General features: G+C 39.6%; 15 protein-coding genes. 8 read left to right on the top strand and 7 right to left on the bottom strand.

Annotation, left to right across the window (positions count from 1 at the left end; translation table 11 throughout):
* Positions 1–39: 39 nt before the first annotated feature.
* From KFZ58_RS17815 to KFZ58_RS17800, 4 genes are all read right to left on the bottom strand, one after another.
* A complete protein-coding gene (locus KFZ58_RS17815) occupies positions 40–597 on the bottom strand; it encodes a MerR family transcriptional regulator (RefSeq protein ID WP_235792620.1) in 558 nt (185 codons plus the stop codon).
* 110 nt (positions 598–707) lie between these two features.
* A complete protein-coding gene (locus KFZ58_RS17810; protein WP_235792619.1) occupies positions 708–1,586 on the bottom strand; it encodes an ATP-binding cassette domain-containing protein in 879 nt (292 codons plus the stop codon).
* A 5-nt stretch (positions 1,587–1,591) separates the two neighbouring features.
* Positions 1,592–1,984, bottom strand: coding sequence for a GntR family transcriptional regulator (locus KFZ58_RS17805; RefSeq protein WP_235792618.1), 393 nt, complete (start codon positions 1,982–1,984; stop codon positions 1,592–1,594).
* Positions 1,985–2,014: 30 nt separating this feature from the next.
* Complete coding sequence (locus KFZ58_RS17800; RefSeq protein ID WP_235792617.1) at positions 2,015–2,737, bottom strand: hypothetical protein; 723 nt, start codon at positions 2,735–2,737, stop codon at positions 2,015–2,017.
* A gap of 276 nt (positions 2,738–3,013) precedes the next feature.
* Between KFZ58_RS17800 and KFZ58_RS17795 the strand changes: the two genes are divergently transcribed.
* Positions 3,014–3,532 carry a DoxX family protein gene (locus tag KFZ58_RS17795; RefSeq protein WP_235792616.1) on the top strand — a complete coding sequence of 173 codons (519 nt, stop codon included), beginning with the start codon at positions 3,014–3,016 and terminating at the stop codon, positions 3,530–3,532.
* A gap of 52 nt (positions 3,533–3,584) precedes the next feature.
* Here KFZ58_RS17795 and KFZ58_RS17790 read toward each other — a convergent pair whose 3' ends face one another.
* Positions 3,585–3,959: a PH domain-containing protein gene (locus KFZ58_RS17790; protein WP_235792615.1), complete on the bottom strand. Its 375-nt coding sequence runs from the start codon at positions 3,957–3,959 to the stop codon at positions 3,585–3,587.
* Between the two features lie 816 nt (positions 3,960–4,775).
* Between KFZ58_RS17790 and KFZ58_RS17785 the strand changes: the two genes are divergently transcribed.
* From KFZ58_RS17785 to KFZ58_RS17765, 5 genes are all read left to right on the top strand, one after another.
* Positions 4,776–5,162, top strand: a complete 387-nt coding sequence (locus KFZ58_RS17785) for a GntR family transcriptional regulator (protein ID WP_235792614.1) — start codon at positions 4,776–4,778, stop codon at positions 5,160–5,162.
* A 29-nt stretch (positions 5,163–5,191) separates the two neighbouring features.
* Positions 5,192–6,091 (top strand): ABC transporter ATP-binding protein, encoded by a 900-nt coding sequence (locus tag KFZ58_RS17780; RefSeq protein WP_235792613.1) that lies wholly within the window; start codon positions 5,192–5,194, stop codon positions 6,089–6,091.
* A gap of 3 nt (positions 6,092–6,094) precedes the next feature.
* Positions 6,095–6,802, top strand: coding sequence for an ABC-2 transporter permease (locus tag KFZ58_RS17775; protein WP_235792612.1), 708 nt, complete (start codon positions 6,095–6,097; stop codon positions 6,800–6,802).
* Complete coding sequence (locus KFZ58_RS17770; protein ID WP_235792611.1) at positions 6,799–7,503, top strand: ABC-2 transporter permease; 705 nt, start codon at positions 6,799–6,801, stop codon at positions 7,501–7,503. Before KFZ58_RS17775 ends, KFZ58_RS17770 begins: the two co-directional genes overlap by 4 nt.
* 593 nt (positions 7,504–8,096) lie before the next feature.
* Complete coding sequence (locus tag KFZ58_RS17765; RefSeq protein ID WP_235792610.1) at positions 8,097–8,462, top strand: YflT domain-containing protein; 366 nt, start codon at positions 8,097–8,099, stop codon at positions 8,460–8,462.
* A 404-nt stretch (positions 8,463–8,866) separates the two neighbouring features.
* Here KFZ58_RS17765 and KFZ58_RS17760 read toward each other — a convergent pair whose 3' ends face one another.
* Both KFZ58_RS17760 and KFZ58_RS17755 read right to left on the bottom strand, forming a co-directional pair.
* The gene (locus KFZ58_RS17760; protein ID WP_235792609.1) at positions 8,867–9,886 is read right to left on the bottom strand and encodes a DUF3231 family protein; all 1,020 of its coding nucleotides are present in this window, start codon (positions 9,884–9,886) and stop codon (positions 8,867–8,869) included.
* Positions 9,887–9,982: 96 nt separating this feature from the next.
* Entirely contained in the window at positions 9,983–10,396 is a 414-nt protein-coding gene (locus KFZ58_RS17755; protein ID WP_235792608.1) for a YugN family protein, read from the bottom strand.
* 226 nt (positions 10,397–10,622) lie between these two features.
* Here KFZ58_RS17755 and KFZ58_RS17750 point away from each other — a divergent pair, with 226 nt between their 5' ends.
* Both KFZ58_RS17750 and KFZ58_RS17745 read left to right on the top strand, forming a co-directional pair.
* Entirely contained in the window at positions 10,623–11,693 is a 1,071-nt protein-coding gene (locus KFZ58_RS17750) for an ABC transporter permease (protein WP_235792607.1), read from the top strand.
* A gap of 3 nt (positions 11,694–11,696) precedes the next feature.
* A complete protein-coding gene (locus KFZ58_RS17745; protein WP_235792606.1) occupies positions 11,697–12,380 on the top strand; it encodes an ABC transporter ATP-binding protein in 684 nt (227 codons plus the stop codon).
* Positions 12,381–12,389: the final 9 nt, after the last annotated feature.

The following is a 12,389-nucleotide window of genomic DNA, read 5'->3' as shown; positions in this document are numbered from 1 at the left end:
GAGAGAAGTTTGAGCATGCGAAAGACTACTTGTTTCGCTTCAGGAGCATGTGCTGGCACGTTGTTCTTTTATTAGCTTTTTTACGTCTGCTAAGATCAACATCCAATCTTTATCAAGCTCTTGTCGCTGTTCTTTCGTAAGATCAAAGTACTGCTGAGCGAATTCTTCAGAGAAATACTCCTTCATCCATTCCTTTTGATCCTCTTCACATTCAATACTTTGGAGCAAGGAACTTAAGTGCCGCCATGTCATCGAATGTCCTTCCTTAAGCAATCCCTGCACATAATCGATTGAATCAATTGCCCGGTTCAACTCATCTCTTTTCTCCATTAACAGCTTCTTTTGTAGGGGCAGTGAAGATTCCAAATGGTCCATTGATGCACCTTTTTCTTCAAGAAAGTTCTTAATTTCCTGAAGTGAATAACCGATGAATTTTAACGATTGAATTTGTTGCAGCGTGGCTAGTTCCGAAAGTCCGTAAAGACGATGACCACTCGTGTTGCGTTCACTCGGATAGAGCAATTCAATTTCCTCATAAAAGCGCAGTGTTCTCGTTGAGATACCAGTTTTCATTCCGAATTCACTAATTGTATACATTTTGTCAGCTCCTTATATATAGAGCATAAGGCATAACGTAACGGTAAGCGCAAGCACAAAAAATCAAGAAGCACAGCAACGGTTCTCAAGTTTCCTCAAGATATCTAATTTTAAGATGCAAAAGAACCATCCCCGTGCTTCCTCTGTAGCAACAACGTAATAATTTCTTCCAAATCCAGCGCAGTCCGGTTTGCCCACTCCAAATTATTTTCCAGGAAATAATTCTCCGTTGCCTCAGGTTGATTCGAAAGGATTTGCTGATTTTCCCGGGAAACTTCACCTGGTATGTGTGCTTTTGGAAGCGAACTGACAACCCAATAGCGTTTAAAGCTTTCTGTTAATGCCTCCTTTTCAAAGATTCCTATCATCTCTCCGCTTTTTATTACGGATAAGTAGTCTACAAGTTTCATCATATCTGCTGATTGATGGCTTGCCATAATAATGGCGTGCTCCCCCTGATCCATCCAATCCACTAATATGTCCATCAGATGCTTTTTAGAAGGGATATCCATGAAAGATGTTGGTTCATCCAGCAGTAATATCGGTGTATTCCTTGAAATAGTTAAAGCCAGGTTCAACTTTTGCTGGACTCCCTGTGATAATTTCCCGAATCGCTTATTTAACGGGATATCGAAAAGCTTTACCATTTTATCGAATAACGCATCGTCCCAGTTAGGGTACAATGGCGAAATTAGATCTCTCAACGTTTTTCCGTTATAGGCATCCCAGCCAATCACAGTTTGCGGCTGGTAGGACACTTTAGACTTCCAGCTTTCATCATGCCCATAGACAAAGGCATCAAAGACTTCGATGTTTCCCTTATCAGGCGTTGCGAGATTCATGATTAGCTTCAGCAATGTACTTTTTCCGGAGCCGTTGTTACCGACTAAGGCAGTGATCGTCCCGGGTTCAAGGCTTAAATCAATCGGACCAAGATGGAATTCATCTATCTTTTTCTCTAAATCTTTGATCTGTACAAATGGTTGCATCGCTCTTACTCTCCTTTCTTTTGTCGAATCAACACTTCATGAAAAATTTCTTCAATCTGCTCGATGGTATAATCATAATTAATTGCTGTTTCAACTGCCTTTTCAATGGTTTCATAGACAGAGGATATCTTTACTTGTTGTTTAAGAGAATCCTCTATTTCCGCAACAAAGGTACCTTTTCCTTGTGTCGTTCGTATAAATCCCTGGTATTCCAAGTTTTGATAGGCGCGACGAATGGTAATCACACTAATTTCCAAATCCCTGGAAAGCACACGAATGGAAGGTAGTGATGTACCTGCAGGAAGATGGGCACCAGCGATCAATGCTTTAAGCTGTTTTTCGATCTGGTGATAGATTGGTTCTCGTGAATCCTTAGAAAGACGAATTGGCAGCTCCACGGTACACACCCCTTTCTGTGAAATGGCTCATTAGAGATAATCTATTTTATCTATTTGCTTTTTCATATAACGCTGCCAATAATGAACTCCAAGGAATGCAAATAATATCGAAATGATGGATGATAAGAGCGGCCAATCTTGGGCTGCAATAATTGTTAAATAAACAGGACCATTGCCGAAAAGCAAATGAATAAACGTAATAAATAACAATCCGCCTATGATTAGAATGATACCGTGAAATGTCATGATTTTCGTATTCACTATATCTCCTGCGTCACTTGCGGGCATGACGAAACCAGCATAAATTCCGATCGCGAGCCAAATGATAGCAAAGGCAATGTGTGACATAGGTGATATCATCGTTTGGAATTGCGGGTTTACAATATATAGCGCGATAAGCATTAAAAGGTTATATGGAATGGAATAGGCAGCGTAAACGATGAATCTGCTTTTGATTAATACATTTTTTGAAACAGGTAATTGTGCTAACATGATTAATGCTGGTGATGCCCAAATTTCTCCACTGATCTTCTGGTATTGAAATTCTTTGATTCTCAACCAGGCTGGAAACAGGGCAAACAGAGTAATGAAAAGTAAATCAAACCCAGCAAAATCATTTTCTAAATAAGTGCTAAATGACGGTAAGAAAAATACTGCAATAACAGCAAAGAATAGAAAAGTCCATATAAAGGCCCTTATGGAAGCCTTCCATTCAAATGTAGCCAGCCAATAAGCTTGTTTCCAGTCTTGCATGGTGTGCCCTCCTTTTCAACTGTATTACTGTGTATGTGTATATAAACAGTATAAAATACTTTCGCTGTAAGTCAAGGGTATTTTTATTTTTTTTAAGCATAGCTGCCTTTACCCGGTTGTTCACCATTTTGCCACAACTTTATTAACAAATTGTGAAATACTGAACAAAGTTATTTTCATGAAGTTATGATCATGCTATGATGTAATTGTAATAAAGAAACACATTCATAATTTATTGTGAAATACTGAACATAAAAATAAAAGGAGATGGAAATGATGATTATGGATTTCATTCGCAATAATAAAGTAGTAGCTGGAATATTAGCTTTCTTACGGATTTATATTGGGTATCAATGGGTGACAGGTGGATATGGGAAAATTGTTGGTGGAGAATTTGATGCTAGTGGTTTTATCCAAGGTGCCATTGCCAACTCAACCGGTGAGGGAGCAACGGTTCAAGCATGGTGGGGGACATTCCTGGAAGCAGTAGCACTGCCGAACGCGGAACTTTTTTCAATCATAGTAATGTGGGGCGAATTGTTGGTAGGTATTGCACTTATTCTGGGTCTTTTCACTAATTTTGCAGCACTAATGGGTATCACAATGAATTTCGCATTCCTGTTCAGCGGAACCGTAAGCACAAACGCGCAAATGGTTGCCATCACCGTATTTCTAATGATTGCGGGTTATAATGCAGGTAGATATGGCTTAGACAGATGGGTACTTCCTTTCTTGAAAAACCGTATGACAAACCAAACGGAAGAACAAGAAAACCAAGAAACTGTTGCAGCATAATTAGTAATAAAAGGGCTGACCTTGATCTTGGGAGGTTCAGCCCTTTTTGTATTCAGCAAACATATTCTGCCAATACGCTCTGTACTTTGTAAATGCTTAACTGCTTGTTGAATGTTTTTCCAATAGGCTCGGCACTCCCTGAAACCCATAATTTCAGTTCAGCCTCCATATCAAATGTACCTGCAGTTTCAATCGAAAAATGGGTGATATTCTGGTATGGTATCGAATGGTATTCTACCTTTTTCCCGGTAACTCCTTGTTTATCGACTAGAATTAGACGCTTGTTTGTAAAAACCATCAGATCGCGTATCAGCTTATACGCGTGTTCTACTTTTTCTGTAGTGCTGAGTAATTCTGTGAGCTCCTTTTCAGCTTCCTGAGCATCCATTTCAGATGCATTCCCCATCACGCCATCGAATAGTCCCATGGAACGTCCTCCTTAAAATTGTTACTTATTCTATTGTAAATCTTTTGTGGTGAAGTTGGAAGTATGGGGATAGTTATTTTGCTTCTTTCTTTAGAAAGCGGGAGAACCAGCCCCCCTGCTTTGTATATCGGATTCAGTTCGGGAAGTTGTATAAAAAAGTTGTATTCTTTAACATAATCGCATATAATTAAAATAAGAAGATAATAATAAAAACGAGTCGTAAGCAGCAACTTACGACTCTAAACAGTTACCGCAAAGTGCGGCGACTTGAGGATGAAAAGTAATTACCCCAGATTTGAGTCTACAGGGTAATTACTTTTGTTTTTGGCCGTCCACAATCAATACTGCCAGAATTGCAGATAAAATCATTAACTCGGGGTGTATTTTCGATTGGTATCACGGGCAATCACCCCTTTTCTTTCCTGGGAATGTACTGCCACACCTCCCTTCTGTTATGGGATGTGCGCCTCACACTGCTTCACTGTCTGAGTCTATTATACTATAAAGTTTTGGAAAGAACACTAGTTTTCTACCTTTTTGATTAATTTTTATTGTTGCATCAAGTAATAGCGGATATTCTTGTGACTTTTTCAGCTAAAATTAATAAAAACAGCCAAAAATCCTTATGAATACAGGAGTCTTGGCTGTTTTTATTTGTCATAAAGTTGTAGTGTTAAGAAGCCCGGAGATGATTCTTTTGCTTCATAAGGAAGCAGGAAAACCGCTCCCGGCTTCTTTTTTGCTAAAACATATACTATCATGTATACTGTGTATATAATATATACACGGATAAGGTTTCCAAGGAGGTGTTTCGATGTGCTGATCCATGTGTCGCAAGCGAGTCCGAAGCCGATGTATGAGCAGGTGGTTGAAGAGATTCAGCGGCTTATTGTAGCTGGGGAAATGGAACCGGGGGAGATGTTGCCGTCAATTCGGGAGCTATCCAAAGAGCTGACAACTAGCGGGATAACAATTAGGCGGGCTTATCAGGAATTAGAATTAATAGGATTTATTTATACACGGAAAGGCAAAGGCAGTTTTGTGTCAGCGTTAAGTGAAGAAAGGCTTTCGCGGTGGAAAATGGAACAAGTGCGTGAGCCTCTTTTGGAATCGGTGTTACGGGCAAAAGAGTTAGATCTGAATCAAGAACAATTTCAGAATTTGATTAACGACTTATGGCAGAAAACGAAAAGACAGGAATAATACTTCAAACAGGGAGGGAGGACAAACCGATGCATAAACAACAACTGGCAAATATAGATGAACAGCCACTGTTATTAGAGATAAATGGATTAAGCAAATATTACAAGGACTTTCAGCTGGAGAATGTAAATCTCGCATTGCCAATTGGAGGAATTATGGGTTTTCTTGGACGAAATGGCGCAGGAAAAAGCACAACAATGCAAGCGGTAATGGATTTGATTAAACCGGATGAGGGTGACATTCGCATTTTAGGTATGTCTATGCCGGAGGATGAGGTTGCTATTAAAGAACAGGTGGGATATGTAGGTGATACGCCACTATTGAATAATGCCTGGACAGTGGAACGGACGTTGCAGTTTTCACGTCATTTTTACCCAAACTGGGATCAGGAGATGGTAAAGCAAAATTTGCAGCGTTTTGGAATTCCGACAGATAAACGAATAGATAAGTTTTCCAAAGGGATGAAGGTCAAGGCCTCCCTTATACTTGCGATGGCGCATCAGCCGAAATTATTGCTTCTCGATGAACCGACTTCCGGTTTGGATCCTGTGGTGCGAGGAGAGGTTCTAGAGATACTGCTGGAATTTGTACAGGATGAGAATAGGGGTGTATTATTTTCATCTCATATTACACCGGATGTGGAGAAGATCGCAGACTGGGTGGCTATCATTGATGAAGGACAGATTTTATTCAATGAAGATAAGGAATCATTACTGGATCGTTACAGAAGAATCGTTATATCCGGTGGCGATGCTGAAAAAGTTATTGACCATCCCCTTCTCTTTAATTGTGAACCGACAAGGGGAAGTTATGTGGGATATACAGCTCAGTACGATGAATTCCAGAAAACCGCGGAGGGCGAATGGTACGCAGAGCGTCTGACATTAGAGGAACTTTTCTTACTGTTGACAGGACGAAAGGAGGGGTAAGAAATGAAGGTGTTGATTTCTAGAGAGTTTGATGAAATGTTTTATTGGAAGAAGATGATTTACTATCATAACCTTTTTGGGGCAGGAATAATTTTGCTTACATGGATTCTAGGCCCAAAAGTGGCCGGACTTACTGATGTTGAAAATATGAATATGATGATTTGTCTTATTGGGTTGCTTTTTGTCTATGGTCGATTAAGTTATACCATGAAGCAAGAAGCGGCTAATCGGCAGATAACTTTTTTACAAACGCTGCCTGTCCGCAAAAATTATATTATCCACGCGAAATTTCTCAGTAACCTGGGACTATGCGCTGCCTCTTTTATTTGGATGTTATTATTTGTTTCTCTTAATCAGTGGATTAATGCTTCCTGGACGTTTGAAGCCTGGATGATGGCGTCGGTCTTTATTTCCATGGCTCTTTTTATTGCTGCAATCATGCAGATATGTCATTTCATATGGGGTGCTGGAGGGAAAGATTGGATTTTTTATATAGCATTAGCCATATGGGGAGTGATTGCGATTTCATCAGGATTCTTACTAGAGGATCTGGGAATATCCTTCACCCAGTTTTGGTTGCTGTTAATAATAGTACCTATGGTGATTTATTTCATTTGCTGGTGGGTAACTATTTGGTGGACAAATAGAAGTGGATTCCCTGACGGAGGCAAGTATGCAGATGCTAGATTATCAGAGGGAGGGAAGAAATGATGAGAACAAGTGTGGTTATTCATTTAATTAAAGAAGAATGCTACAGTAACCGCCATTTGTTATTCTGGTATTTCCTGACCTCTCTGGTTCTCGCTGGCGTGTTGATTTATTATAGCAGCAAGGAAGGTGCACTTGACTGGGTGAACGCAGCAGGGATCAGTTACGAAGATTTTTCCATGCTTTATCTTGCTGTTTTGTTTATACCCTATGCGATAAGTTGGATGAAGTTTTCCAACAGACCCGAACGAGAGCTTGGCACAGGCTATTATTCGTATGTTCATACGCTCCCTATCACCTTAAGAGAAATCGTGACTGGAAAATATATTACCAACTTTCTTTTAAATGGTATTATGGCTGGATGGTTGTGTTTCCTATGGTGGGCTTTTGAAATGAATTTCCCTTACTCTACAGCTCCTGAAGGTTGGACGGCATTATGCATAGTTCCCTTCCTTTTCGCTTCCGGTGTATTAGCTGTTGAATTAGGCATTTTCTTTCAGTGGGGAAGCAGTTATTTGTCTCTTTTATTTCTTATTTTATTAATTGCATTTAGCCAATTTGAATTCGTAAGTCAGTTGGCAGGATTGACCACAGAAATTATGGAATCCTATCCGGTAATGTTGTGGGGAGTTTCTATTCTTTTGTCACTGTGCGTTTGGGTGTTATGCTGGCGCTGGTCGATGTCAGCTTATAGCAGGTATTGATGTTAGGTGAGGAAATGAAGCAAGCATTTGACGTGGGTAAATTACGTCTTTACTAGATTGGCAGAGAGGATGATTACTTTACTAAACTGTTACTACTATTTGTTCTGATCCCAGCAAGTATCAGCAATATCATCGGTGGAGCCATTTTCATCTCCTTGCTCTTTTCTTGTGGGTTTCAGAAAGAGATCCAAGTTAAAATCGGACTCAGACCGCATGTCGTAAACGATGAGCTTTTATCAACCAGACGAATCCTAATGTCAGTATCTACATATTATAAGTGGAGCAAAAGAAGTCTAATCTCTAGTTTGAATGCAGAGAGATTAGGCCTTTTTATTTTTCTTTAAGGTTGGATTATCCTAGCTTCTACTTATGGCTTCCGAGAAAAAAGGTAGTTGAAGAAAAAGAAAAGAGAAGCTAAATTAATATTCCCAATAAAATTAATGAAATAAGATTTAGTGAAGGTGTTTTCGGGAAATTAACACTCAAGAGTTTAAGGTAGCAAGTATATAAAAATAGGTGATTGTACACAAATGCTTAAAAGTAAATTAAAACTCCACGATAGAATATGATATTAAATGAAGGAGATGACGAAGATGACGAAGATGCCGGATCTTATCTATGAAGCATATATGAGCGATGAAGAGGCTATTGAAGTGATAGAAAGACTAAAAACAAAAGTAGATCAAGACGATATTTATGTTATTACACATGATGACCATACAGATCGAGTTACTGATCGTGCAAAAACCAATACTGTAGGAGTTAACGAAAGAGGGGTTGGTGACTCCATCAAAAACATTTTCCGTAATAAAGAAGATAAGCTAAGAGCTCAATTGATGGTACTCGGATTCTCAGAAGAAGAATCGAACATCCTTGAAGAGCAGTTGGATCAGGGAGTGATTATCGTTGTTTCCAAAAAGCCCGGTAATGGAACTCGGACAAGAAGAAAGCAGGAATGAACACGTGAAGACAGGAGAGTAATATAAACAATGAGAGTAGTTTTTCAGCACAACGGATTGTATTCTGGATTATAAAAGTATCTAATGCTTTTGATAGTGCTAAAAAGAGGTGTGTACCTTGAGAATGCGGCGACTTTTATGGGTACAAAAAGTAATTACCCCAGATTTGAGTCTGCAGGGTAATTACTTTTTTCATGGTTGCCTATCGGGAGACTACCTCATCAAAACGGGAGAGGCGCGTGGCAAATCGGGAGAGAACGCCTCCAAACCGGGAGGAAGCTTCGTTAAAACGGGAGACACAGGCTGGAAATCGGGAGAGCGCATCCTCAAACCGGGAGAGCTCGTTCCCAAATCGGGAGACATCGCCCTTAGGGAACCGTCCCCGTTCGTCCCCTTTGTTAATGTCAGTCTTGTTGTTTGTTCTTCGCTAATTTTTTGCGATCTTTTATTCCGGGTGGTTGTTCTAACCATTCGTGTTTAATCATGATGTCGGCACCACTTTTGGCAAGCTTGGAAACTTCTAATGATAATCGTTCATAATTAACCATTAAATCACTTCGTTGACTAGCAGATGCTGCTGTAGAATAATTTCCAACCCCTGCAGCAATCATCAAATTTGTGTGAAACATTATTAATTTATCTGAAAAAGTTTTGGTTATGGAGTCACTTATAGTTACATCTACTATCTGTGGAGTTTCCATATCATCTTTCAAAAGTGTATCTGTAAAAATTTTGATATGTTTTTTCGAGATGTCTCTTGCTCGAAGCATGTAATCCTGTACGTCTTTAGATGGCGACGTTTGGGCAAATGCAATGCATAGTTTCATCCCTATTGAATTTGTCAGTACGTTCTGATACAAATGGGTAATCTCTACAGCACTTAATGGCCGTTTATCACTGAAAGGATTTAACCCGCTTAAATACTTTTTGCTGTCCACATAATCCGTTTCTTTAGGAACTTCAATATATGGGTGTCTGGGACTTATTCCCTTGGAAAGAGCAGTTTCGAGTGATTGTTTATAAAGGTTATTGCTATCATTTAATCCCTGCGAAAAGTAGTTGCATACATCTTCCCGGTAACTCATAGAAACAAAACTGCTGTACGTTAACATTCCTACTTTTGCCATATGATTCACATACGTTAAACAAAGTATGTCTGAAAAAAGCCATGGAGCATTCATGTTTACGTCTTTTTCAGTAAACCCATATGGAATGGCGAATTGCTCATTTTCAAAAATAGATATTATCTGCTCGATATGGTTAGACGACATATCATAGGAATATTGAACAACAGCTTTTATATCCGGGTCTTCTATATGTTGCAACATATAGCCCAAAACATATTTTGACATAGTATCATTCATATACCCTGTCCAAAGTGAAGCAATTTCCGAAGATGTTAGGTTTGTTTTCTGTTCATTCATTGTGTACGCTCCTATAAAATTAATAATTATAGGTTTAATATGTACAAACAGCCGTATTTTATGTAAAAGTCATGAAGGTGATTGATGTCTACCCCACTAAATATAATCCATAATATATTCGATAGCCTGCTTGCCCGCATCTTCCCATTCACTTTTATCTTTTATGTATCCATCTCGATCGAGTGGTTCTTGAAATTGATTCAGTCCGCCTGCTGCAGTGAGAAGCAATGAATCAGCATCCCTATCTAAGCCAATATGCACAACATGTTTAATGACATATGGTGTTCCGAATTCTATAAAGGTGTCATCGTTATCCAGTTCCCCGTCTAAGACGTGAAAAGGAATTCTTATGTAAATCGTCTCGCCGCCATCTCTCCATAATAGCCCGTCGAAAAAGGCTCTGTCATACTCCCAATTTCCACACAACGTGTAACCCATAGGCTTTAGCAGTTTTCTCATTTGCCCGAAGTATGTTTTCTTTCCTTCAATAGCTGTTTGTAGTTCAATCACGTTTGATCACTCCTGTTCGAAAAATGGTCATTATTAGTATGAACAAAGAAGATGTGAAACATACCAGATCAGATTAAGAACCTTCCCTGTGCTTCGTCATGTTAGAAAAACATAGAAGAAGGGTATATGGTAAACTAAAGTTGTAACAAAAAAATGGAAATAAATCACCTTAAAGATGAATAGCTTTAAGGTATGAATTGAATCCAGCACAGTAGGAAGTGAAGAAATGTTCTTAGCATGGAATGAAGTGAAGTATAATAAGCTGCGGTTTATTTTAATTGCAGGCGTTTTGATGTTGGTCTCCTATTTAGTTTTTTTCTTATCGGGCTTAGCAAATGGATTGGAACAGTTAAATAGGGAAGCTGTTGACAAATGGAATGCGGATGGAATCATTTTAACGGAGGAAGCAAATATTAATCTTCCCCGGTCAACCATGAACATAGAAGATTTTAACCCGGAAAAAGTTAATGATGCTGCTGTACTGGGCCAATTAAATGCCATTGCCAGTGTGAATGATGATCTCAAATCCAATGTGTCTATCTTCGGAATCAGGACGGATGAGTTTATCATGCCTGAAGTAACAGAAGGTAGCCCATTCTCGGCAGAAGGGGAAGTGATTGCCGATGATACTCTAAAGGAAGAGGGTTTTCGGGTCGGCGATGAACTGGAAATATCCTCTTCTGACGCAGTATTAACAATTACAGGATTTACAGATAATGCAAGATTTAGTGCTGCGCCTGTGCTATATAGCAGTTTAGAAACAGTGCAAACAGTTCAGTATGATGACGCGGCAGAAAACAATGAAGGGCAGATTAATGGAATTGTCATTCGGGATGATAATATTGATGAAGTTTCTCTAAACGGTGAGCTGCAGATGGTGGATACGTCAACATTTATTGAAAGCCTACCTGGCTATACCGAACAAAATCTAACGTTAAACTTTATGATTTATTTCTTGTTCATCATTTCATCCGTCATTCTGGCAATTTTCCTTTATGTATTAACCATTCAGAAGATAAGTATGTTTGGTGTCATGAAAGCACAGGGGATTTCCAGCAGGTACCTGGCTAATTCCGTAATAGCTCAGACGTTTCTTTTGGCATTTGCAGGTGTGATCATTGGTTTCCTGTTGGCTGTTGTCACTGGATACTTCCTGCCGCCAGCTGTTCCCGTTGCATTTGATTATACCGTAATGCTGGTTTACGGGATGGTACTCATAGCTGTATCTGTTTTAGGCGCATTTTTTTCTGTACGCACGATTGTAAAAATTGATCCATTACTAGCGATAGGAGGCTAAATCATGGCTACACTTGCAATGAATGAAGTAAATAAAGTGTTTGGAGAAGGTCATACTATGGTCGAGGCCTTAAAAAAGACGAATTTTACAGCGGAAAAAGGTGAACTTATTGTTGTGATTGGACCATCAGGTTCTGGTAAAAGTACCTTTTTAACGATAGCTGGCGGTCTTCAATCCCCGAGCCACGGAGAAGTGACGATAAATGGAAATATTATCACACGTTTCAAGGAAAAGAAGCGAGCCGCTGTCCGCCTGCATGAAATTGGTTTTGTACTACAGACTTCGAACTTGGTTCCCTTTCTAACGGTAGATCAGCAGATGAAGTTGCTGGACAACGTAAAAAAAGGCAACCTCGCAAAAGATGACCTGCATGATTTATACAACGCTTTGGGCATCGATCCATTACGGAATAAGTACCCTTCTGACTTATCAGGGGGCGAACGGCAGCGCGTGGCCATTGCGAAGGCATTGTACAGCGATCCCAGCATCCTTCTGGCAGATGAACCTACTGCCTCACTTGATACGGACCGTGCATTTGAAGTGATGGAAATACTGCAGGATTTAACCAAAAAAAGGCATAAAACAACGATCGTGGTCACCCATGATACCCGGTTGCTTGACTACTCTGATAAGGTATATGAAATTACAGATGGCAGAATTAGCTTGCAGCAGCGAGGAGAGGGATGAGGACGAGTA

The organism is Virgibacillus sp. NKC19-16, assembly GCF_021560035.1.
Lineage (GTDB): Bacteria > Bacillota > Bacilli > Bacillales > Amphibacillaceae > Virgibacillus_L > Virgibacillus_L salidurans.
This window is presented reverse-complemented; position numbering and strand designations above follow the sequence as displayed.

Coding starts and splice junctions, on each gene's coding strand:
- KFZ58_RS17815 (WP_235792620.1), bottom strand. CDS start 597: ATGTATACAATTAGTGAATTCGGAATGAAAACTGGTATCTCAACGAGA.
- KFZ58_RS17810 (WP_235792619.1), bottom strand. CDS start 1,586: ATGCAACCATTTGTACAGATCAAAGATTTAGAGAAAAAGATAGATGAA.
- KFZ58_RS17800 (WP_235792617.1), bottom strand. CDS start 2,737: ATGCAAGACTGGAAACAAGCTTATTGGCTGGCTACATTTGAATGGAAG.
- KFZ58_RS17795 (WP_235792616.1), top strand. CDS start 3,014: ATGATTATGGATTTCATTCGCAATAATAAAGTAGTAGCTGGAATATTA.
- KFZ58_RS17790 (WP_235792615.1), bottom strand. CDS start 3,959: ATGGGACTATTCGATGGCGTGATGGGGAATGCATCTGAAATGGATGCT.
- KFZ58_RS17780 (WP_235792613.1), top strand. CDS start 5,192: ATGCATAAACAACAACTGGCAAATATAGATGAACAGCCACTGTTATTA.
- KFZ58_RS17775 (WP_235792612.1), top strand. CDS start 6,095: ATGAAGGTGTTGATTTCTAGAGAGTTTGATGAAATGTTTTATTGGAAG.
- KFZ58_RS17770 (WP_235792611.1), top strand. CDS start 6,799: ATGATGAGAACAAGTGTGGTTATTCATTTAATTAAAGAAGAATGCTAC.
- KFZ58_RS17765 (WP_235792610.1), top strand. CDS start 8,097: ATGACGAAGATGCCGGATCTTATCTATGAAGCATATATGAGCGATGAA.
- KFZ58_RS17760 (WP_235792609.1), bottom strand. CDS start 9,886: ATGAATGAACAGAAAACAAACCTAACATCTTCGGAAATTGCTTCACTT.
- KFZ58_RS17750 (WP_235792607.1), top strand. CDS start 10,623: ATGTTCTTAGCATGGAATGAAGTGAAGTATAATAAGCTGCGGTTTATT.
- KFZ58_RS17745 (WP_235792606.1), top strand. CDS start 11,697: ATGGCTACACTTGCAATGAATGAAGTAAATAAAGTGTTTGGAGAAGGT.